This is a genomic window from Streptomyces camponoticapitis (assembly GCF_014646115.1).
Taxonomy (GTDB): domain Bacteria; phylum Actinomycetota; class Actinomycetes; order Streptomycetales; family Streptomycetaceae; genus Streptomyces; species Streptomyces camponoticapitis.
The window spans coordinates 95,502-113,119 of the sequence record NZ_BMMV01000026.1 but is presented as its reverse complement, the minus strand read 5'-3'; the positions used below and the strand labels follow the sequence as shown (position 1 = coordinate 113,119).

23 protein-coding genes and 4 pseudogenes are annotated in these 17,618 nt (G+C 69.7%); 4 read left to right on the top strand and 23 right to left on the bottom strand.

The window, feature by feature from the left end; translation table 11 throughout:
* The 4 genes from IEY79_RS30870 to IEY79_RS30855 form a co-directional block, all read right to left on the bottom strand.
* Positions 1 to 398 (bottom strand): ATP-binding cassette domain-containing protein (locus IEY79_RS30870; RefSeq protein WP_189110932.1); only part of this gene is annotated, 398 nt, incomplete at its 3' end.
* A gap of 238 nt (positions 399 to 636) precedes the next feature.
* The gene (locus IEY79_RS30865) at positions 637 to 963 is read right to left on the bottom strand and encodes a DUF1048 domain-containing protein (RefSeq protein WP_189110931.1); all 327 of its coding nucleotides are present in this window, start codon (positions 961 to 963) and stop codon (positions 637 to 639) included.
* Position 964: 1 nt separating this feature from the next.
* Complete coding sequence (locus IEY79_RS30860) at positions 965 to 1,321, bottom strand: DUF1048 domain-containing protein (protein ID WP_189110930.1); 357 nt, start codon at positions 1,319 to 1,321, stop codon at positions 965 to 967.
* Positions 1,318 to 1,644 (bottom strand): PadR family transcriptional regulator, encoded by a 327-nt coding sequence (locus tag IEY79_RS30855; RefSeq protein WP_189110929.1) that lies wholly within the window; start codon positions 1,642 to 1,644, stop codon positions 1,318 to 1,320. Before IEY79_RS30855 ends, IEY79_RS30860 begins: the two co-directional genes overlap by 4 nt.
* A gap of 238 nt (positions 1,645 to 1,882) precedes the next feature.
* Between IEY79_RS30855 and IEY79_RS30850 the strand changes: the two genes are divergently transcribed.
* Positions 1,883 to 2,815, top strand: a complete 933-nt coding sequence (locus tag IEY79_RS30850) for a S1 family peptidase (protein ID WP_189110928.1) — start codon at positions 1,883 to 1,885, stop codon at positions 2,813 to 2,815.
* Between the two features lie 102 nt (positions 2,816 to 2,917).
* Here the strand turns inward: IEY79_RS30850 and IEY79_RS30845 are convergent, their stop codons facing one another.
* Positions 2,918 to 3,175, bottom strand: a complete 258-nt coding sequence (locus IEY79_RS30845; protein ID WP_189110927.1) for a hypothetical protein — start codon at positions 3,173 to 3,175, stop codon at positions 2,918 to 2,920.
* A gap of 167 nt (positions 3,176 to 3,342) precedes the next feature.
* The gene (locus tag IEY79_RS30840; protein WP_189110926.1) at positions 3,343 to 3,663 is read right to left on the bottom strand and encodes a MerR family transcriptional regulator; all 321 of its coding nucleotides are present in this window, start codon (positions 3,661 to 3,663) and stop codon (positions 3,343 to 3,345) included.
* A gap of 611 nt (positions 3,664 to 4,274) precedes the next feature.
* Between IEY79_RS30840 and IEY79_RS30835 the strand changes: the two genes are divergently transcribed.
* Positions 4,275 to 4,688: an ATP-binding protein gene (locus IEY79_RS30835; protein WP_229701259.1), complete on the top strand. Its 414-nt coding sequence runs from the start codon at positions 4,275 to 4,277 to the stop codon at positions 4,686 to 4,688.
* 6 nt (positions 4,689 to 4,694) lie between these two features.
* On the opposite strand, the gene IEY79_RS30830 is transcribed toward IEY79_RS30835, so the two are convergent.
* Both IEY79_RS30830 and IEY79_RS30825 read right to left on the bottom strand, forming a co-directional pair.
* Positions 4,695 to 5,549, bottom strand: a complete 855-nt coding sequence (locus IEY79_RS30830; protein ID WP_229701258.1) for a YhjD/YihY/BrkB family envelope integrity protein — start codon at positions 5,547 to 5,549, stop codon at positions 4,695 to 4,697.
* A gap of 110 nt (positions 5,550 to 5,659) precedes the next feature.
* Positions 5,660 to 6,100: a RidA family protein gene (locus tag IEY79_RS30825; protein WP_189110925.1), complete on the bottom strand. Its 441-nt coding sequence runs from the start codon at positions 6,098 to 6,100 to the stop codon at positions 5,660 to 5,662.
* A gap of 109 nt (positions 6,101 to 6,209) precedes the next feature.
* Here IEY79_RS30825 and IEY79_RS38485 point away from each other — a divergent pair.
* Positions 6,210 to 6,569 (top strand): annotated as a pseudogene (locus IEY79_RS38485) (SDR family oxidoreductase); the annotation flags it as partial.
* Positions 6,570 to 6,653: 84 nt separating this feature from the next.
* On the opposite strand, the pseudogene IEY79_RS38480 reads toward IEY79_RS38485, so the two are convergent.
* The 15 genes and pseudogenes from IEY79_RS38480 to IEY79_RS30750 form a co-directional block, all read right to left on the bottom strand.
* Positions 6,654 to 7,103 (bottom strand): annotated as a pseudogene (locus tag IEY79_RS38480) (SDR family NAD(P)-dependent oxidoreductase); the annotation flags it as partial.
* Positions 7,104 to 7,195: 92 nt separating this feature from the next.
* The gene (locus tag IEY79_RS30815; protein WP_189110924.1) at positions 7,196 to 9,313 is read right to left on the bottom strand and encodes a SpoIIE family protein phosphatase; all 2,118 of its coding nucleotides are present in this window, start codon (positions 9,311 to 9,313) and stop codon (positions 7,196 to 7,198) included.
* 244 nt (positions 9,314 to 9,557) lie between these two features.
* The gene (locus IEY79_RS30810) at positions 9,558 to 9,836 is read right to left on the bottom strand and encodes a gas vesicle protein K (RefSeq protein WP_189110923.1); all 279 of its coding nucleotides are present in this window, start codon (positions 9,834 to 9,836) and stop codon (positions 9,558 to 9,560) included.
* A complete protein-coding gene (locus IEY79_RS30805; protein ID WP_189110922.1) occupies positions 9,833 to 10,063 on the bottom strand; it encodes a gas vesicle protein in 231 nt (76 codons plus the stop codon). Before IEY79_RS30805 ends, IEY79_RS30810 begins: the two co-directional genes overlap by 4 nt.
* Before the next feature lie 2 nt (positions 10,064 to 10,065).
* Positions 10,066 to 10,866: a GvpL/GvpF family gas vesicle protein gene (locus IEY79_RS30800; protein ID WP_189110921.1), complete on the bottom strand. Its 801-nt coding sequence runs from the start codon at positions 10,864 to 10,866 to the stop codon at positions 10,066 to 10,068.
* Positions 10,863 to 11,231: a gas vesicle protein gene (locus tag IEY79_RS30795; protein ID WP_189110920.1), complete on the bottom strand. Its 369-nt coding sequence runs from the start codon at positions 11,229 to 11,231 to the stop codon at positions 10,863 to 10,865. The genes IEY79_RS30800 and IEY79_RS30795 overlap by 4 nt, the downstream gene beginning before the upstream one ends.
* Positions 11,232 to 11,362: 131 nt before the next feature.
* A pseudogene (locus tag IEY79_RS37615) lies at positions 11,363 to 11,578 on the bottom strand (gas vesicle protein GvpG); the annotation flags it as partial.
* A 1-nt stretch (position 11,579) separates the two neighbouring features.
* The gene (locus IEY79_RS30785; protein WP_189110918.1) at positions 11,580 to 12,326 is read right to left on the bottom strand and encodes a GvpL/GvpF family gas vesicle protein; all 747 of its coding nucleotides are present in this window, start codon (positions 12,324 to 12,326) and stop codon (positions 11,580 to 11,582) included.
* A complete protein-coding gene (gene gvpJ, locus IEY79_RS30780) occupies positions 12,326 to 12,844 on the bottom strand; it encodes a gas vesicle protein GvpJ (protein ID WP_189110917.1) in 519 nt (172 codons plus the stop codon). The genes IEY79_RS30785 and gvpJ overlap by 1 nt, the downstream gene beginning before the upstream one ends.
* A gap of 57 nt (positions 12,845 to 12,901) precedes the next feature.
* The gene (gvpO, locus tag IEY79_RS30775; RefSeq protein WP_189110916.1) at positions 12,902 to 13,222 is read right to left on the bottom strand and encodes a gas vesicle protein GvpO; all 321 of its coding nucleotides are present in this window, start codon (positions 13,220 to 13,222) and stop codon (positions 12,902 to 12,904) included.
* Positions 13,223 to 13,432: 210 nt separating this feature from the next.
* Positions 13,433 to 13,546, bottom strand: a pseudogene (locus IEY79_RS30770) (cysteine hydrolase); the annotation flags it as partial.
* 13 nt (positions 13,547 to 13,559) lie between these two features.
* Positions 13,560 to 14,582 (bottom strand): iron-containing redox enzyme family protein, encoded by a 1,023-nt coding sequence (locus IEY79_RS30765; RefSeq protein ID WP_373292663.1) that lies wholly within the window; start codon positions 14,580 to 14,582, stop codon positions 13,560 to 13,562.
* A complete protein-coding gene (locus tag IEY79_RS30760; RefSeq protein WP_189110915.1) occupies positions 14,579 to 14,851 on the bottom strand; it encodes a CDGSH iron-sulfur domain-containing protein in 273 nt (90 codons plus the stop codon). The genes IEY79_RS30765 and IEY79_RS30760 overlap by 4 nt, the downstream gene beginning before the upstream one ends.
* The gene (locus tag IEY79_RS30755; protein ID WP_189110914.1) at positions 14,832 to 15,518 is read right to left on the bottom strand and encodes a HemK2/MTQ2 family protein methyltransferase; all 687 of its coding nucleotides are present in this window, start codon (positions 15,516 to 15,518) and stop codon (positions 14,832 to 14,834) included. Before IEY79_RS30755 ends, IEY79_RS30760 begins: the two co-directional genes overlap by 20 nt.
* 598 nt (positions 15,519 to 16,116) lie before the next feature.
* The gene (locus IEY79_RS30750) at positions 16,117 to 16,953 is read right to left on the bottom strand and encodes an NAD(P)H-binding protein (protein ID WP_189110913.1); all 837 of its coding nucleotides are present in this window, start codon (positions 16,951 to 16,953) and stop codon (positions 16,117 to 16,119) included.
* 88 nt (positions 16,954 to 17,041) lie between these two features.
* On the opposite strand from IEY79_RS30750, the gene IEY79_RS30745 reads away from it, so the two are divergent.
* Positions 17,042 to 17,464: a winged helix-turn-helix transcriptional regulator gene (locus tag IEY79_RS30745; protein WP_189110912.1), complete on the top strand. Its 423-nt coding sequence runs from the start codon at positions 17,042 to 17,044 to the stop codon at positions 17,462 to 17,464.
* The last annotated feature ends 154 nt before the right edge of the window (positions 17,465 to 17,618 follow it).

The window sequence follows — 17,618 nt, the reverse complement described above, 5'->3', positions numbered from 1 at the left end:
GCGGCGGAGCGGCGTCCCTCGGCGCGGGAGAGGTGGTGCAGGTCCGCCATGAGGAGCATGTTCTCCTCGCCGGTGATCAGACCGTCGACGGCGGAGAACTGCCCGGTGACCCCGATCGCGGCACGCACCGCCTGCGGATCGGCGGCCAGATCGTGCCCGCCGACACGCAGGTCACCGGCGTCGGCGGAGATGAGCGTGGACAGGATCTTCACGGCGGTGGTCTTACCGGCGCCGTTCGGCCCGAGCAGCGCGAACACGGACCCGGCCGGGATACGCAGATCGATCCCGTCAAGGACGAGCCTTTCACCGTACGACTTGCGCAGACCGACAGCCGAGACCGCGGTCGGCGACGGGTGACCGTCACCTTGGCTGGATGTGGGCATGACAGATGAAGGCATGGCGCTTCCTTTCGAAAGCTGAAGGGACAAGGAAGGGGTGTCGAGAGGACCGCCGCCGGAGACCCCTCGGCGTGGACATTCGCGCAGGGCTGAGCCAGCCTCGCCCGCCTGCACGACCGCCTCGGCGAACGGGATCTGTGGCGGCTTGTGGCTGCCGGTCGCCCCGCGCCGGCCCGCACTACGAGGAGATGAACGTGCCGCGCTTGAGGGCTACCCCGACTGGCGCGAGGCGACGGTGTTACTTCTCGGCCGTGCCGGGTTCGCCGCTCACGGACTCCTGATAGGCGTCCGCATAGGTGGGTGAGTCTTTGACCAGGTCGTCGCAGAACGCGGCGACGTCGTTGCCGATGAGTTGCAAGACCCCCTTGCCCGCGGCGGCGCCTTCCTCAAAGAAGTCGACGATCCCGGGGAGCAGGGGCCCGTCGGGCAGGTCCATCGGTCCGATCTTGAAGAAGTACTTCTGCATCTCCTTGTAGACGATCTGGTAGTCCGGCGGGAGCGCTTTGACCCGGGCCATGTGCGCCCGCCACTGCTTCTTGCCCTCGATGATGTCCTGGATGCCCACGTCAGCCTCCCAGCCTGCTCAGTTTCCTTGCGACGTTCCTGTTCAACTGCTCGCGCCACCGGTCCCGATAGGTTCGAGCCCCTTCTCCACCGGCAAGCGCCGTGCAGAAGCCCTGGATGTCGTCGCCGAGCACTTCATGGACGCTCTGACCGTCCGCCGCTGTTTCTTCGAGCAGCCCCAGGGCTGCGTCGAGGATCGGCATCAGGTTGCGGCCGGTGAAGTCCCCATGGGGAAAGAGGTGGCCCTTGATCTGTTCCCACGCCGCCCGGTAGTCGTCCGGCAGGGCCTCGGCCCGGGCTTCGAACGCCTTCCATTCCCTGGTGAGATCGCTGCCTGTGATGGTCTCCCAGAAGTTCATCTTCCGCCCTCCTTGAGCCTGTCGATGCGTGATGAGACGTACTGCCACTTCGTCCAGAACTTCGCGAGTTCCTCGCGTCCGGCGTCGTTGAGTGCGTAGAACTTGCGCGGCGGACCGACCCCGGATGGTCGTTTCGTCACCTGGACGAGTTTGTTCCTCTCCAGTCGCAGCAAGATGGTGTACACCGTCCCCTCGACGACATCGGCGAAGCCGAGCTCGTTCAACTGACGGGTGATGGCGTACCCGTAGGTCTCCTCGCTGCCGATGATTTCGAGCACGCACCCTTCGAGGGTGCCCTTCAGCATCTCCGTCAGGTCGTCCATCGCGAGTCCTCCTCGACCCAGCGGTACTACGTAGTACCGAGTACCACTACACGGTATCACCGAGTAGTGGAGCCTGTCAGCGGTCGGCGAGCACGGACCGGACTCTGCAATCCGCGAAGCGACAAGAGCTCAGGCCGGGAGGCCAGGTGCGCCCCGGGTCGATCCGGGTCGATCCGGGGAAGAGTTGTCGTGAACACATAGACGCCACAAGGGCGTGATGGTGTGAACGGAGGCGCACATGAAGAACAGGCATGCCACCCGCGTCAGATCGGCAGCGGTCGCGGGGGCGCTGGTGGCGCTGGCCGCCGGGATACTGGCGCCCGGCTCGGCGAACGGCCGGACCGCGGACGGGACGTTCAGCGCCGTGGAGCTCAACACCGTGCGGGGAGCCGTCCTGGAGGCGGACGTCGCGGGCACGGCGTGGAACGTGGACCCGGCGACCGGCAAGGTCCGGGTGTCGGTGGACGAGACGGTCTCCGCCCAGGAGATCGGGCACATCCGGCGCACGGCCGGCGAACTGGCCGGCGCGCTGGAGTTCGAGCGGATCCCCGGCGAGCTGGCCACCGCCGCCGGGCTGGGGAAGCCGGCCGATGAGACGGCGCCGTTGGTCAAGGGCGGCGAGTACATCTACGGGTTCGACGCGACGGCCTCGCTCGGCTTCAACGCGGTCAACAACGGCCAGGACTACTTCGTCACCGCGGGGCACTGCACCAACGACGTGAGCCACTGGTATCTGAACCCGTCACTCACCACGTACATCGGCCCCACGGTCGGTTCCAGCTACCCGGGCAACGACTACGGCGTCGTCCGGTACGACAACCCCACCGTTCCCCGGCCGGGCACCGTCCGGTGCGGACAGAGCGAGGTCGACATCACCGGGTCCGTCGAGCCCCGGGTCGGGATGCCGTTCAGGATCGCTGGTTACAACTGCCAGACCACCAGCGTGCAGGCCGTCAACGTGTCCATCAACTACGGCGGTGCCGGTGCTGTCCACGGGCTGTTCCGCGCGAACGCCTGCGCCGCCCCCGCCGACAGCGGAGCGGCCTCCTTCTCCGGGAGCCTGGCGCTCGGCCTGCTGTCCGGCGGCACCACCTCCTGCACCACGTCGGGCGTCACGTACTGGCAGCCGGTCAGCGAGGTGCTGACCGCGTACGGGCTGACGCTCACCTGACCCGGCCGATGCCGGCGCGGCAGCACAAGCAAGGGCCCCGCATCGCCACCCATCACGCTTCCGGAAGCACTCGACCCGAACCCGTACCGCCCCGGCCGGAGTTCAGCCGGAGGGGGTCAGCCTCTTCGACGTACTGCAGTGAACTGTCTTCCGGTGACGCCACAGCTGAACCACGGTCAGACCCAGCAGCGCGGTGAACACCACCAGGAAGACCCCTACGATCTCCAGCCGCCGGTCGCCGACGGTCCGGCCCGACTCCAGGACGAAGCCAAGCACCGACAGCATCACCCCGACCAGATACACCGAACGGACACGGCGCAGCTGCCGCACCGCACGCGGAGCAAGAGCGACTCGCTTCATCAACGCCGCACGTCCAATCCGCTCTGAACCTCAACCAGTGGGCACCGGGCGACCGTTGCCGCCCATGCACGCCGGTTGCCCGCGGTTCCTCACGCGAAACCCCGTTCCACCGAAGGCCGTTGGCGCAGTGCCGCGGCCGACCCGGCCCAGGCGGCGCGCCGCGACCGCTACTGGGCGTGGCGGCGCTGCTGTTCATTGATGCGGAGGGCTTCTTCGAGCTGGTCTTCGAGGATGATGATGCGGCAGGCGGCTTCGATCTGCGTGCCGTTGTCGACGAGTTCGCGGGCGCGGGCGGCGATACGCAACTGGTAGCGGGAGTAGCGCCGGTGGCCGCCGTCCGAGCGCAGCGGGGTGATGAGCCGGTTTTCGCCGAGGGCACGGAGGAAGGCCGGGGTGGTGCCGAGCATGTCGGCGGCGCGGCCCATGGTGTACGCGGGGTAGTCGTCGTCGTCGAGGTTGTCGGCGGGGCGGGGTTTCTCAGGGGGCATAGCACCTCTTTTTCTGGGACGCGTCGAGGGGCCCGGGTGCCGTAACGGCACCCGGGCCCGGGGTTTCAACACCATCTGCCGACTCGGTGCGTCGGCTTTCGTTTTCCGCTTGCCGCCCGGGGGATTTGGCGGGGTTGCGGGGATCGCGTATGCGTGACCGGGGACCACCTTCCGTTCTGGGGCCTGCGGTACCCGAGCGTCGTGGTGCTCGCCCGGGCGATCCTGACGGTGTCTACTCCTTACTTCCTTCGGGTCGTACTGCTGGACCTTGCGGGACTGCTTGCGGCCCCCGGGGCCGCACGGCCCGGCAGCCAGTCGCGGGACCCACCGATTCCGGCCCCGCCACTCCACTGCCGTTCCACACTCTGCTTGACCTGCATGCACGGCAGTTCATCTCTGCCGTGCCCTCTTCACTGTCTGGCTACGAGTAGAACTCTAGCCCCGCGCAAAGTCGGATGTCTACTCCCGCCACGACAGATTTTCTGTGATGTCAGAGTGCGGCGTGCTGTCACCCGAACGCACGGGAAATTGTCTCCGCCGGGAGTGTGGAGGCCGACGGGCCGGGAACAAGACCACTTCAGCGCAGCAACCGGAACAGGTGGGTGAAGCGCATGAACGGCACCATGCCGACCAGTACGTCGGCTCCCGCAACTCTCGTGCTCGCGGACGACAGCCCCGCCGGCATCGCCCGGGCCCGCGACGTGGCCCGCGCCTTCCTCAACAGCCTCAGCCCCGCACCCGACACCGGAAGTGCCGACAACCTGGCCCTCGTGGTGTCCGAACTCGCCACCAACGCACTGCGTCACGGTGGCGGCCGTTACACACTCGAACTCACCGCCGACCCCGATGCCGTACGCGTCGCCGTCTGCGACCCCAGCCCGCTCCCGCCGCGCGAGCGCACCCCGGACCTCAACGGAGGCACCGGAGGCTTCGGTTGGCACATGATCCGCCGCCTCGCCAGCAACGTGACCATCACGCCCGGCCCCGGCCCGGGGAAAACCATCCACGCCGTCCTCCCGTGCTGACGCCGCTCAGCCGCGTCCGCGGTCGCGACGGTCACCCCTGCGCTGATTCAGCGCGTGCTTCATGCGGGGCAGTTCCTCGTGCAGCAGCCGGCCCACCATGGCACCGCCGAAGACGACGACTCCCACACCGACCAGCCAGGACTGGATGACCAGGACGGTCCCGATGGGGCCGTAGCTGACGGCGCTGGATGCGATCAGGGGCGAGAAGACGAGCCCGGAGAAGATCCTCAGGCCGAGCAGCCCGATCACGGTGGCGACCGCGCCGGGAAACAGGGCACGCCAGCGGATCCGCCCGCCGAGCAGCAGTCGCTGGGACCACCAGAGGAACAGGAGGGCGCTCAGCGACGCGACGGCCCCACCCCCCAGGGGCTCGCGCCGCAGGGTGGCGGTGCCGGAGAGCAAGAGGTATCCGGTCAGGACGCCGAGCCACACCACATGCCGCCACCTGGCCCTCCAGCGGGCCGGCGGCAGACCCCAGATCTTCTCGTAGCCTCCCTGCACCGCCGCACCGAAGCTCAGACCGAATACGGCAAGAGTGGCGATGCCGAAGGCGGTTGTCGTCCGCAGTACCTCGGCGGGCCGGGTGAACAACTGCCCGACTTCCGCTCTGGAGGCGATCGAGACGCCGAGCCCTTCTCCGAGCCACTCGGCGAACCCCCACCCGCGCTCCGGATCCGCGGCGGCGACGGTGATCAGCAGCGGCACCAGTGTGAGGAGCCCCAGCGCCGCGAACCCCAGGGCAAGCGACCACAGCTCAAGGTCACTGCTCCGCCGCCAGCCGCGGCCGACAGGTGAACGGCTGATCACGCGGCGCAGCCGTCCGAACCGGGATGAATGGACCGCGTCACCAGAAGGCTTCATCCCTGTCGACTACCACGTCCGGAACCCGAACCGAGCGCCGCCACGTCATCCGCGCGCACGTGATGTTCCAACGGTCGCAGCCCTCTTGCCCGGCGGTATCGCGGCGACGACTACCGCTTTACGCCTCCATCCACCGGGACGTTGCTGTCCGGGACGACTGCCATGGCCTCGACCTCTACCAGATACTCCGGCTGCGCCAAGGCCTGCACCCCGATCCATGAGGAAGGGGGCGGGTTCTCCGATCCGAATGTGTCGACGAGGACGCGCCCGACCAGGTCCGCCTCGGGGCCGGACTCGAAACCGGGAAGGTAGAGCCGGAGGATCTGGATGTCGTCCGGTGTACCGCCAACGGCTTCGAGAGCGACGAAGACATGCCTGAGCGCTTGGCGGAGCTGCGCTTCCCGCCCCACAGCTGTGACCTCGTGGTTGCTGTCCCACGCGACCTGGCCGGCGATGTTCACGATTCTCCCCGGAGGGGAGATCGACACTTGCGAAAACCCCCAGGGCCGGCTGTTGAAAAGCTCCGGCGGTTGAAGCGTGGTACGCGGCATTCTGTTCTCTCCTCCGCCGATCGACCGGGAAACAGCCACTCCGCTGGGGGCTGACTGACCAGACATTTGGGATGAAGAATAACGATAAGAGCGATTGGGTGGTGTGGTGATGAATGAGCTTGACGGCGCGGTCGCAGTGGTGACGGGCGCGACAAGTGGTATCGGTTCGGCGATCGTGCGGAGATTCGCCGAGGAGGGCGCCCAGGTCGTACTGGTCGGCCGGCGGACGGACCGGGGCGAGGCGCTCGCGGCGGACCTGGGCGGCGAGGCATGGTTCCAACGTGCTGACGTCACCAGGGAAGAGGACGTCGAGCACCTGGCCGCGGCCGTCACGGAACGGTGCGGCCGAGTCGATGTACTGGTGAACTGCGCCGGCGCTCCGGCCACCTTGGGAAGTCTGGCGGAGACGGACGTCGAACGGTTTCGCCGGGCATACGACATCAACGTCTGTGGTCCGCTGCTGGCGATGAAACACCTGTCCGTACGTGCGAAACCCCTTGTACGGGGGCCGCACGGCCTGGAGGTCGTCGAAGTCCAGCTCCGCCAGCCGTGCGGCGGCACTGCCGACAGTGACGATCCGGCTGTCGGCGGTGCGCGCGAGCAGCGGGTACAGCGAGGCCACCAGGACGAAGTGACCGAGACAATTCGTACCGAACACCAGCTCGTTGCCGTCGACCGTCTCGCGACGCTCCGGCTGCGACATCAATCCGGCGTTCAGGACCAGACCGTCGAGCCGCTCCACGGAGCCGCTCAGGTCGTCCGCCGCCGTGCGGACAGCTGCCAGATCGGCGAGATCCAGGAGAAGGGGCCGCGGCGAGGCACCGGGAACGCGGGACCGGATCGCCCGCTCGGCCAGTTCGGCCCTGGCGCTGTCGCGCCCCGCGAGGATCACGGTGGCACCCGCGCCCGCCAGCTGCTCGGCGATGAAGTAGCCGATGCCGGACGCGCCTCCGGTCACCAGGAAGGCCCTGCCGTGCTGGGCGGCAGGTCGCGAACATCCCATCGGCCGCGGCTACTCATCGGGCCGCCACCAGTTGCTCCACCGGATGTCGCCGCAGCCTCCGGAGCGGCGGCCGGCGGCAAGTCCTCGCTCGCTCATGGAATCAACGCCCTGGAGTCGCCAGGTCGGAGCAGGAGAAGCGCCACGTCGTCGCCGCGTCCCTCTCGTGGCGTGTCGTCCGACCGTGAGAGCAGGTTCTCGCACAGCCCTTCGAGTGGGCCGGACGGTATCTGCGCGACGTGGTCCGCGAGGTCCCTCATCGCTGATCCCATGTCGATGCCGGGCCGCTCGATGAGTCCGTCGGTGTACAGAACGAGCAGGCTTTCGGGCGGCAGCGGGACCTCGGCGGAGCGGTAGTACACGTCCGGGTCGATGCCGAGCAGCAGCCCCTCCGGCAGGTCCAAGATCCGCGTGCCTTCCTCGGGAAGGCTGAGGATCGGCGCCGGGTGGCCCGCCGTGGCCACCAGGGCGCGGCGCCGGGAGAGGTCGAGGTGGGCGCAGACGCAGCTCGCGAAGAGGTCCCCGCCGAAGTCCGTCAGGAGGCGGTTGACACGAAAGAGGACCTCGTCGGGTGGGGCGCCCGCCTGTACGTGAGTGTGTACGGCGGCGCGGACCTGGCCCATCAGGGCGGCCGCGGAAGCACTGTGTCCCTGCACGTCACCGATGACGGCGGTCACGCTGTCCTCGCCGGTCCGGATCAGGTCGTAGAAGTCACCGCCGACGTCGAGCGTGTGGGTTGCCGCGCGGTAGCGGGCGGCAACCTCCAGGCCCTCCACGGTCGGCAGTGTCCGCGGCAGCAGTCCCACCTGAAGGCCCCGCGCGGCCCGTGCGCTGACGTCGTGGAGCCGGGCGCGCTCCAACGCCTGGGCGACCATCCAGCTGAGCGAGGTCAGCTCGGCGCGCTCCTCCGGTGGGAACTGGCGCGGGCGGTCGTATCCGAGTACGCAGGTTCCGATGGTGCGCCCGGTGACCGTCAGTGGCAGGAACGCGTACGCACTCATCGACGAGTGTCTCTCGATGTCCGGAAAGTCCCGACGAAGCGCGGTGTTGTCCGTGTGGAATCTGGCGACTCCCGTTTCAAGGGTCTGCACTCCCTCCGTGCCGGCACTCAGCGGAAGATCGCGCATGTGTTCGGTGATCGCCGACGGGAAGCCGTGGGCGACGACGACGCGGATGCGGCCCTCGTCCGCGATGAGCAGCAGCAGCCCTTGTGCGTTGAGGACCGGCACCATCTGCTCGACGAGGGACTCCGCGACCTCCTGGACGCCGGTGGCCTCCGCCAGCGCGGAGATCAGGTGCAGAAGGCGGAACAGGCTGTGGGCGGGGACGGAGACGGGCGGAGCACGAAGGCTCTGTTCCCCTTCGGGAGCGACCTCGGCGGCCCCGATCTGCATGGTGACCCCGGTTTCCCCGGGGTGCAGAACGAACGCCAGCCGCCTGCCGTCGGGCCGCTGGCCGGTGAAGTTCGTGGGAAGCTGGCTGACGGTGGCGAACAGATAGGCGTTCTCGGCGGCCGGGTCCCACAGCCAGGACAACATCTCCCAGATGGGTATGCCCAGCAGTCCTTCGGTCTCACGCTCAAGCAGTTCACCGGCGGCGGCGTCCACGAAGGTCACACGGCCTTCCAGATCGAGCCCGAGGATCCCGCCGGGCAGGCGTTCGAGAAGCTCCAGCCCCGGGTCACTGTGCAAGGGCGGTGGCAGCGGCAACGAGCGAGGTTCGTCCGCAGGGCGCAGCGTCTCACCGGATTCGTCGGCCCGGCGCAGCGCCTCGGCCATACGGAGGCACGAGCCACTGATCTCGCGTTCCTCCTGCCCGGACGGCGCAGAGGTCCGGTCGGCCGGCCACACCAGCAGAAACGCTCCCCAGCAGATGCCGTCGAGGACCAGCGGGGCGACGTACATGGACGCCGGGAACGGGAACGCCAGTGATGCGCGGGGGTAGCGCTCCGCCATCTCCTGCTGACCGCCGACCCACACCGGGTGGCACTCGCGGACCGCCTCGGCCACCGGGACCTCCGACGCCAGTGCCCAGCGCCACCACGGCCACGCCATGCGGGCGGCCATTCCGATGCCCACCGCCATGCTCACGGCGTTTCCGGGCGCGTGCAGATACACACTCGCGAGGTGGGACCGTACGGCTGTCGCCGTACGGAGCACCTCGCGGTCCAGAACCGCCCACGCCTCCCCCGCGGCACCTTCTTTCTCATGCACGCCCAATACGACCTCTCCTGTCGCAGGCCAGGCCCTGCCGCCCCGCCGACAACTCGCCACCGGCAACGTGGCCCGCGACGTCGGCGGAGAAGATTTATACGACCATTTTGGCACGTTTTGTAGGGCTTCGAGTCGGTCGCCGGTGCAGGGCCCTGCGGTGCGGAAGTGGCTCGCCCGGGGGCGGCCCGCCTGTCGGGCGTTCGCGGCCTCAAGGCGGGAACGGGCGGTCGGCGACTGTCGTGTCTCAGTCGCGCGGCAGGAGTGAGCCGAGGGGTCCGAGGTCGAGGTTGAGGTCCTCGGGGCGTACGCCGTGCCGGTCGCACAGTTCCGTCATGCGCTCGTCCAGCAGCATCAGTGTCGTGCCGATCTCCTCGACCTGTTCCTCGCTGAGGTCACCCTGTTCGACCCGGCGGATCGCCTGTCTCTCCATCAGCTGGCGCAGGAGTTCGACGACGGTGAGGACGAGGGCGACGAGGTCGCGGCCCATCTGTTCGCGGTCCAGATCCAGGCGTGTCGTGGTCACAGCGGGCCTCCGTCCGCCCAGGGAGCCGGTACGCGTTCACTGACGGACGAGAGCAGGGCGTGCAGCGAGAGCCGGATGAGCGGTACGTCGGCGATGGCGATGATGAGATCCCCGCTGATCACCACACCGGTCGCCATGACACGGTCCAGGAGATCGACCAGCGGGACGCCGATGGGGCCGGTCAGGGGTTCGGGGTTGTCCCACGGAACGGGCTGACGTGTGGTCACGGCTACGCCCCGCCCACGAAGGAATACGGCACCCAGGGGCCGGAGATCTCGATCTCCGCTCCTGTGCGAGCCTCCAGGAGGCCGGTCAGCTCGGTCAGTTCGGCGGCGGAGCCTTCCGCCACGAGATAGGCGGCGTTGAGAACCTGGACGCGTCTTCGCCCGGACGCCTCCTGGCCGTGCGGGCGCAGCCGGCGTGAGGCAGCCGCGAACTCGCGCAGTTCCGCGTCCACCGCCTCGGCGGCGCGCAGCGCCTCCTCGTGACGGTGATGGCGCCGCTGCTGAAGCCCGCGTTTGCGGTTCAGGTAGGCCAGCCCGGCGCCTTTCACGGCCGTGTCCGCACCGGCGACGTCGGGTTCGGGACCGGACGGGGCGGGGGCCGCGTACACCTTCACCCCCCACTCGACATGCCCGGCGATGCGGTCGAGGACCGACGTGAACCGGTCTGCCTCGTCCGCCATCGCCTGCCGTACGCGGCTGTCACCGCGGTACAGGGTCGCGAGGGGCAAGGGGACTGTGGGGCCGCAGGTCGCGGCCGCGCTGACCACCGCGTGGTGGGCGCGGGCGCACCGTTCGAGTTCCGCGGGGTCCGAGAGCCGCGCCTGCCATGCCTCCTCGGTGAAGTGTGCCGCCGTGACGGCCTGGACGACGGCGGTGAGCCGGCCGCACGGCAGGACATGGACGGGGGCACCTTCCTCCATCCCCGGCAGTCCGGCCAGCACGGAGGGGTCCACGGTGCGGCTGACGGCGAAGACGTAGGTCGCCGTGGTGGTGTCCTGAGGGGCGGCGGTTACGAGGTCGCTCATCCGGCTGAATCCTCCGTGAGGCTTTCGGGTGCTGTTCTCTCTCCCTCGCCGGACTCAAGACACTCCAGCCGTCGGCGCAGATCGCGGTTCTCGTCCTCCAGGGCGTTGCGGGACGCCTTGGAGCTGAGCGCGGGATCGGTCTCCCACCAGTCGATCCCGGCCTTCTTCGCCGTGTCGACCGAGGCGACGAAGAGCCGGAGACGAATGGTGAGCAGTTCGATGTCCAACAGGTCGATCTTGATGTCGCCCGCGATCACGATGCCTTTGTCCAGGACGCGTTCGAGGATGTCGGCGAGACTGCTGCTGCCCGGTCCGGGGACGGGATACGAATCTTGCGGTCCCTGCCTGAAGTCGATGTCTGTCATGGTGGGCCTCAGTCCTTCTCGTCCTCGGCATGGCCGTCGTCCGTCTCGGCCTCTTCGTCCTCCGGCTCCCGCTGCGCCTCGGTGACTTGGGAGGAATCCGCGAGCCGGCCATGACCGGCTCCCCCGGAGTCGTGCAGCCGGTCGAGGAGCCGTTCCTCTTCTCGCTCGAACTCCTCGGCGCTCAGCTGCCCGTCCTCGAACTCCTGGTTCAGAGCGGCCAGTTGCGCCCGCAGAACGCCGGGGTCGTTCAGTTCGCGGTCCGCCGCGCCGTAGAGCTGATCCGCCACCCACACCACCCCGTGGACCGGCGCCAGGGGGAGCGTGAGAAGCCCGGTGATCAGACCCATCTCAGACCTCGGCCGGAGCGGGAGCGCCTTCTGCCGCGACGAAGCTGTAGCACGGCAGTGGACCGGCCACCCGAAGCTCCGCGTGCTCCCGCCAGTGCGCCGCCAGCCGTTCGGCGGACGCCCGGAACACGGCGTACTCGTCCCGCCCGACCAGGAAGGACGCGTTGAGCTCGCAACCCCGGACTTCCGGGCCCGCGGCCACGGCGTGCGCCAGGGACGAGAGTTCGTCCAGAACCCGCCGACCGGCGGCGGCCGCCCGTTGGGCCAGGGCCGCGGCAACGGCTTCACCCAGCCGTAGATTCGCCTCGTGGCCCGGCCTCACCCGCGCCGCTTCACGAAGGCCGCGGACCCTCTCGTCCTGTTCGACGAGGGCTCCGAGCGCGTCGGGAGCGGTCAGCACCTTCACATTGACCTCGACCCTGCCGTCCAGTTGGTGCAGCACGGCGAGATGGGTCGCGCGAGAGCCGGACAATTGCCTGCGGACCGCCTCTTCGTCCGGCGCGACCATCCCGAAACGCATCGGAATCACCGGTCCGTCCTCCGAGAGCCGCGTCAGCAACTCCTGGTGGGCGATGAGGTCCCGTCGGCGAGCCCGCAACTTGAGCGGCGACGCACTGACGACCGCGGCGACCGGGCCTTCCTCGACGACACGCACCACGGCGGGCGGGTCGTCCACCCCGGCGCAGTCCGCCGGCAGCACGGTACCGGCGGGAACGATCGCGTAGACGTACACATTTCCGCTCGTCATCACCGGGTCCTCACCGAGCGGCGGGCGGGACCGCCGGAGCGTGAGGGCGTCCGCCGGCGGGGCCGTGTCTTCTCCTCCTGCTCCTCGTACTCCTCCGACTCGTCGTCCTCGTCGTAGTCCCGCATATCGTCGTCCCGCTCGTCGTCTTCCTGGTCGTCGTCGCCGCGACCGCCGACGGCCTTGCGTACGGTGTCGCCCACGGACTCGGCGGCGTTCTTGACCTTGCGCTTGCCGACCTTCCGGGCCGCGCCCCCTCCGAGTAGTTCGGGAACGGTGGTGCTGCGGGAGTCACGCTCCAGGTCGAGGCGGTTGCACGCCTCGGCGAAGCGCAGATAGGTGTCCACACTCGCGACGACGATCCGCACGTCAATCTTGAGGATCTCGATGCCGACCAGGGAGACCCGGAGGAACACGTCGATCACCATGCCGCGGTCGAGAATGAGCTCCAGTACGTCGTAGAGCGTGCCGGCGCGGGGCGGACACAGCGCCTCGTCCGAATACGTGGTCGTCGTGGGCATCGGGAGAGTCCTCTCAGCGGTATGGAAGCCGGGTCACCGCGGTCGACCGGTCGCCGGTCACTGGTCGGCGGACCCGCGTCGGTAGCGCCGCAGCCGGCGGTACTCCACAAGCGCCCCGTCCTGGTCCAGCAGCACCTCGTACGCGGCGAGCAGACTCGTCGTGTCCGGGATCCGAGGCACTTCGAGAACGTCGACGACCGCACGCCACCCGTCGTCGGTACGCCGCACGGCCGACACGCCCTCCGGGCGGTGGCCGATCAGCCCTTCGAGCTCCTCGGCCGCGGCGCTGGCGGCCCCCCTGGGATCCGCGGCCGTGGCCGTACTCCGGCCTCGGGGCGGGGAAGCGGACCGGGTCCGCGTACGACGTTGCTCTGCCATGATCACAAGTCTGTCGGTCTTCGACCGGGCCGCATCTTGAGCGGAGCGGCGCAGACGGCCCGATCGCAGACGCGGCACCGTTTCGCGCTGTCGGGCGCCGGTACGCCGGAAGGGTGGCCGGGGCGATGGGGCTCCCAACCGGTCGAGTTCCCAGGCGCGTTCAGGGCCGCGTTGTCCTCGGCTTCGTCCTCCGCGGACGGGAAGTCAGAAGTGGATGTGCGCCAGGGCGTCCTCGGGCACGGTCACCCGGAGGTGGCGGATGGGCGCGTCCAGCGCGGAGTGGAGCACGCACTGCCCGGCGACCTGGCCGCACAGGATCACATGCGTCCGCGAGCCGTCACAGCGGTGTCCGCAGGCTCGACCGGCCGTCTTGCCAGGCGGCGAGTGTCCGCTCCCCGATGCGGGCGTCCAGCAGATCGGTGGCCGCGACGCCGAAGGCGATGTCCGCCTCCAGCCACGGCTCGTCCTCCAGCAGCCCGCCGACGACCTCCCGGCGTACCACCTGTTCGTGGACGGCGTCGGCCTCCACATGCTCGGCGTAGAAGTGGACCGCCGCCTCTCCCGCGTCCGCCCGCCGCATCGCCTCGGCCAGCCGGCGGGAGGCGGGCGAGGAGGTTACCTCCACAGCGGCGAAGTGCCCCACCAGGGCGCCCCGCAGGGCGCGGTGCAGCCCGAACATCGACATCAGGTTGACGTTCGCCAGCATCTCCGCCGTCGCGGCGTCCACGTACCGGCCGTACGTCGTGTCCAGACCAAGGTCCGTCATCAGGTCCGCGAACAGCCGCGAGTGCATGCGGTCCGCGTCACCGCCCCCGTACTCGTCGAACTCCACCGCGACCATGGCGGCCTTGGCCCTGCCTCGCAGCCGGGGGATCACCCAGGCATGCGGATCGGCCTCCTTGAGGTGGTAGAGCGAACGCTGGGCCGCGTACTCGCGCAGGTGCCACAGCTCCCCCTCGTCCCGGAGGAAGTACGAAAGCCCCGTGCCGTGCAGCGGCTCGACCAGGATCTGGTCGAACGCTTCGTCAGCGCCGTGGGGGCGGTCTTCCGTGTCCCTGCGCAGCGCGTCCAGGAAGCGGCGTTCCAGAGCGGCCCGCAAACCGAGCAGTGCCGGGTGCCACTCCCAGGCGGGGTCGACGCCCCGGAACCCGCGGTAATGCAGTTCGTAGCAGAGGTACAGCGCCAGGTGCAGGTCCTCCCCGTACGGATCGGCCCTGCCGACCGCGCCGTCCGACGGCAGAGGGCTCTCCCGTTCGGGGTGACCACGCAGCGCACGGAGGACTCCGTCGCTGAACTCGCCGCGACCCGTTGGCAGGACGGGCCCGCTCAGCCCGGCATGGGTCAGCTCTCCCGGCCTCACTCGTGGGCCTCCCCACTCGCATCACCCGAACGGCGCACAGGGCCCGAACCGTCCCGGGGCGCGCCGGAGTCCCTGCCCCTGCGGCGGTGACTGGTGTCGCACCAGGGATAGGTCCGGCTGCGTCGACAGGCGCACAGGGCCACGGTGAACCGGTCCGACCGCACCGTCCTCCCGTCGTCCAGGGTCACCTCGACGGGACCCTGGACCAGGAACGGCCCGTCCCGTGTCGGGGTGACGCGGCAGGACCTGTCACTCGACGCGTTCGGCACGGATGATCACCAGCTCTTCCTTCTCGTCATCGGGCGCGATCAGACCGCGCGCCAGCAGCCACTGCCTCCGCGAGGCCAGTACGGGGCCGAAGGGCACGGAGCGGCGATCGGTCACCTCGGCCCGCAGACCCGCGCGCTCCATTCGCTCCAGGGTCGCGGGTACCCCGCACAGCGCCGAGTGAACGACCAGCAGCGCCCCGCCGGGCCGGAGCAGGCCCGCCGCCCCGTCGCACAGCCGGTCGACGACCAGGCGGCCGTCGTGCCCGGCGTCCCACGCCCTGGCCGGGCCCCGTACGGGCAGGGCGGCGTCCGGCGCGGGTACGTACGGCGGATTGCTGAGGATGAGGTGAAACCGCCTGCCGACGGCGGGGGCGAGAAGATCACCTCGGACGGCCTCGACCCGGAGCCCGGCGAGCGCGGCGTTCAGCCGGGTCGCGAGGACGGCGCGGCGCGTGCGGTCCACGGCTGTCACGCTCGCGCCCCGCCGTGCCGCGGCGAGAGCGAGATATCCGGAGCCCGTGCCGACGTCAAGGACCGCCGACCCGGTGCCGACCGTCTCCCGTTCCAGGGCTTCACGGAGCAGCAACGTGTCTCCCTGCGGCCCGTAGACGCCGCGCGGCAGCATCACACGGCCTTGCTGGTCGTACGTTCCGAGCAGACCCAGCATGGACTCACCTCATCACTCTGCGGTACCGCGGATCCGACTCCGGAGCCGTTGACTGCGCGCTTCTCACCGCGCGGAACCCACCCGTCGCGGGCCACGGGTCCGGGCCGCGCGACACACGGGAGGCCGGGCGGAGCGCACGGGGAGCGTTGGCTCCGTGCACGCCGCCCCCTGGGTGGCAGGAGGCGGAGACCTCCGGCCGGGCCCCTCTCCGGAGCCCCGGTCCGAGCGCCCCGTCGCCGTCGCGCGTCCCGTCGGCGAGCACCGCCCCGACGTCCGACACGGACCACTCGATCAATCGATGTCGTACGGCCATCAGCCCTCCAGCCCTGGTCAAGGGCCCCGAGTGGGCCGGCCACCGGGTACCCGGCGCGGACGGCCGCACACCTCTCACTGTGGCAGGCGGTCGGCGAGGCCGCCGCCTGTCGGCTGTCGGGCGGGGTGCACGTGCCGTGTGAGAGCCGGCCGAGAGCGCTTCTCGGCGGGTGCTGATCACCGCCGAACCTCTTCAAGCGGTTCATCCGCGCGGGGCGGGGCCTCATTCCCGGCGCCATCGCGGGGAGGACTCATTTCCGCCGTCGAGCGCGTACCGCTCTCCTCGCTAGGACTTCGCTTCCGGCCCGGCGGCGGACGCGACCGCGACCGCCACAGCCAGTGGATCGCGGACCGCCCGGCCAAGAAGCTCGGTGAGGTCGGGTGCGGTACCGCCCAGGAAGCCGTGCCGGACCCCGGTGGCTATCGAGGCCAGCATCGGCGGCTGGAAGGGCAGCAGCCCCGCCGTCTCGTCGAGCAGCCGGCGACGGTGCTCACCGAGGCCGATGGGGCGATGCGCGACGCCGATCGCGTCGGCCACCTGTCCCGCCGTGATCGGCGTGCCGACGAGTTCGTAGACGCGCCCGCCATGAGGTGCGGGATCCGATGCCACCACCGCCGCGGCCTCGGCCAGATCCTCTCGCGGGACGGCGGCCAGGGCGCCCTCCCCGAAGGGGGACTCCACGAAGGCGGACTCCACACCGTTGCCGGCCCACATCAGCAGACCGCCGAAGAGCTCGGCGTACAGGCCGTTGCGCAGGATCGTCCAGGGCAACCCGCTCGCCCGCACCAGGCGCTCGGTCGCACGGTGGGCGAGAGCGAAAGCGAGGTGATCGCCGGCGGTGGTCAGGCTCGTGTAGACGACGTGGCCGACACCGTCACGGACGGCGGCGGCCAGGATCGCCGCGTGCCGGGCGACGACCTGGTCGTCCTCGGCGTAGCCGGCGGAGACGAGCACCAGGACCGACACACCGGCGAGGTCGAGGCTCAGGTGGTCGTCGAAGTCGAGACGCCGCATCCCCTCCCCCGGCGTGCGGCTGCCGCCCGTCGCAGCGGCACCGCGGGCGTGCAGCGCCGCGAGAGTGGCCGAGCCGAGGTTTCCGTTCGCTCCGGTCACCAGAATCATGATCAGTCGCAGTCTTTCGTCGTGGTTCTCATCAGTAACTACGCTTGATCCTCGACCGCACGCCCACCGGCCACAAGAAGGCAGTCTGATGTCACTCACGCACACCGGGGTAACCAGCTCCCCCGCCGACCTCGACCCATGCGGAGGCGAGGACCACCCCGACTGCGGCATCCGCGATGTCCTGGACCGCATCGGCGACAAGTGGTCGGTGCTCGTGATCGTCGAACTGGCCGGCGGGCCACGTCGCTTCCGTGAACTCCAGCGCGCCATCGACGGCATCTCCCAGCGCATGCTCACCCTCACCGTGCGCCGGCTCGAACGTGACGGCCTCGTGCTGCGCACCGTGTACCCGACCGTCCCGGCCCACGTCGACTACCGCCTGACCGAGACCGGGGCCGGCCTGACCCACCTGGTCAAGGCGCTCGCCGACTGGTCCCTCGCGCATCGCGCCGTCATCGCCGGGGCACGGCACGCGTACGACGAGACCCACCCCGACCACGACATCCGCTGACGTGCCGGTACGGCCGACACCCGCCGAACCAATCTCGCGTTCAACGGCTCTCGACCGGGCCCGTACGAAGCAACCGCCCGGCCGGGGTCCCGCGGAACGGGAAGGTCACGGCCTAGAGTGCTTCGGGGCTCAGGGGGCGGGTACCAGATGCCTC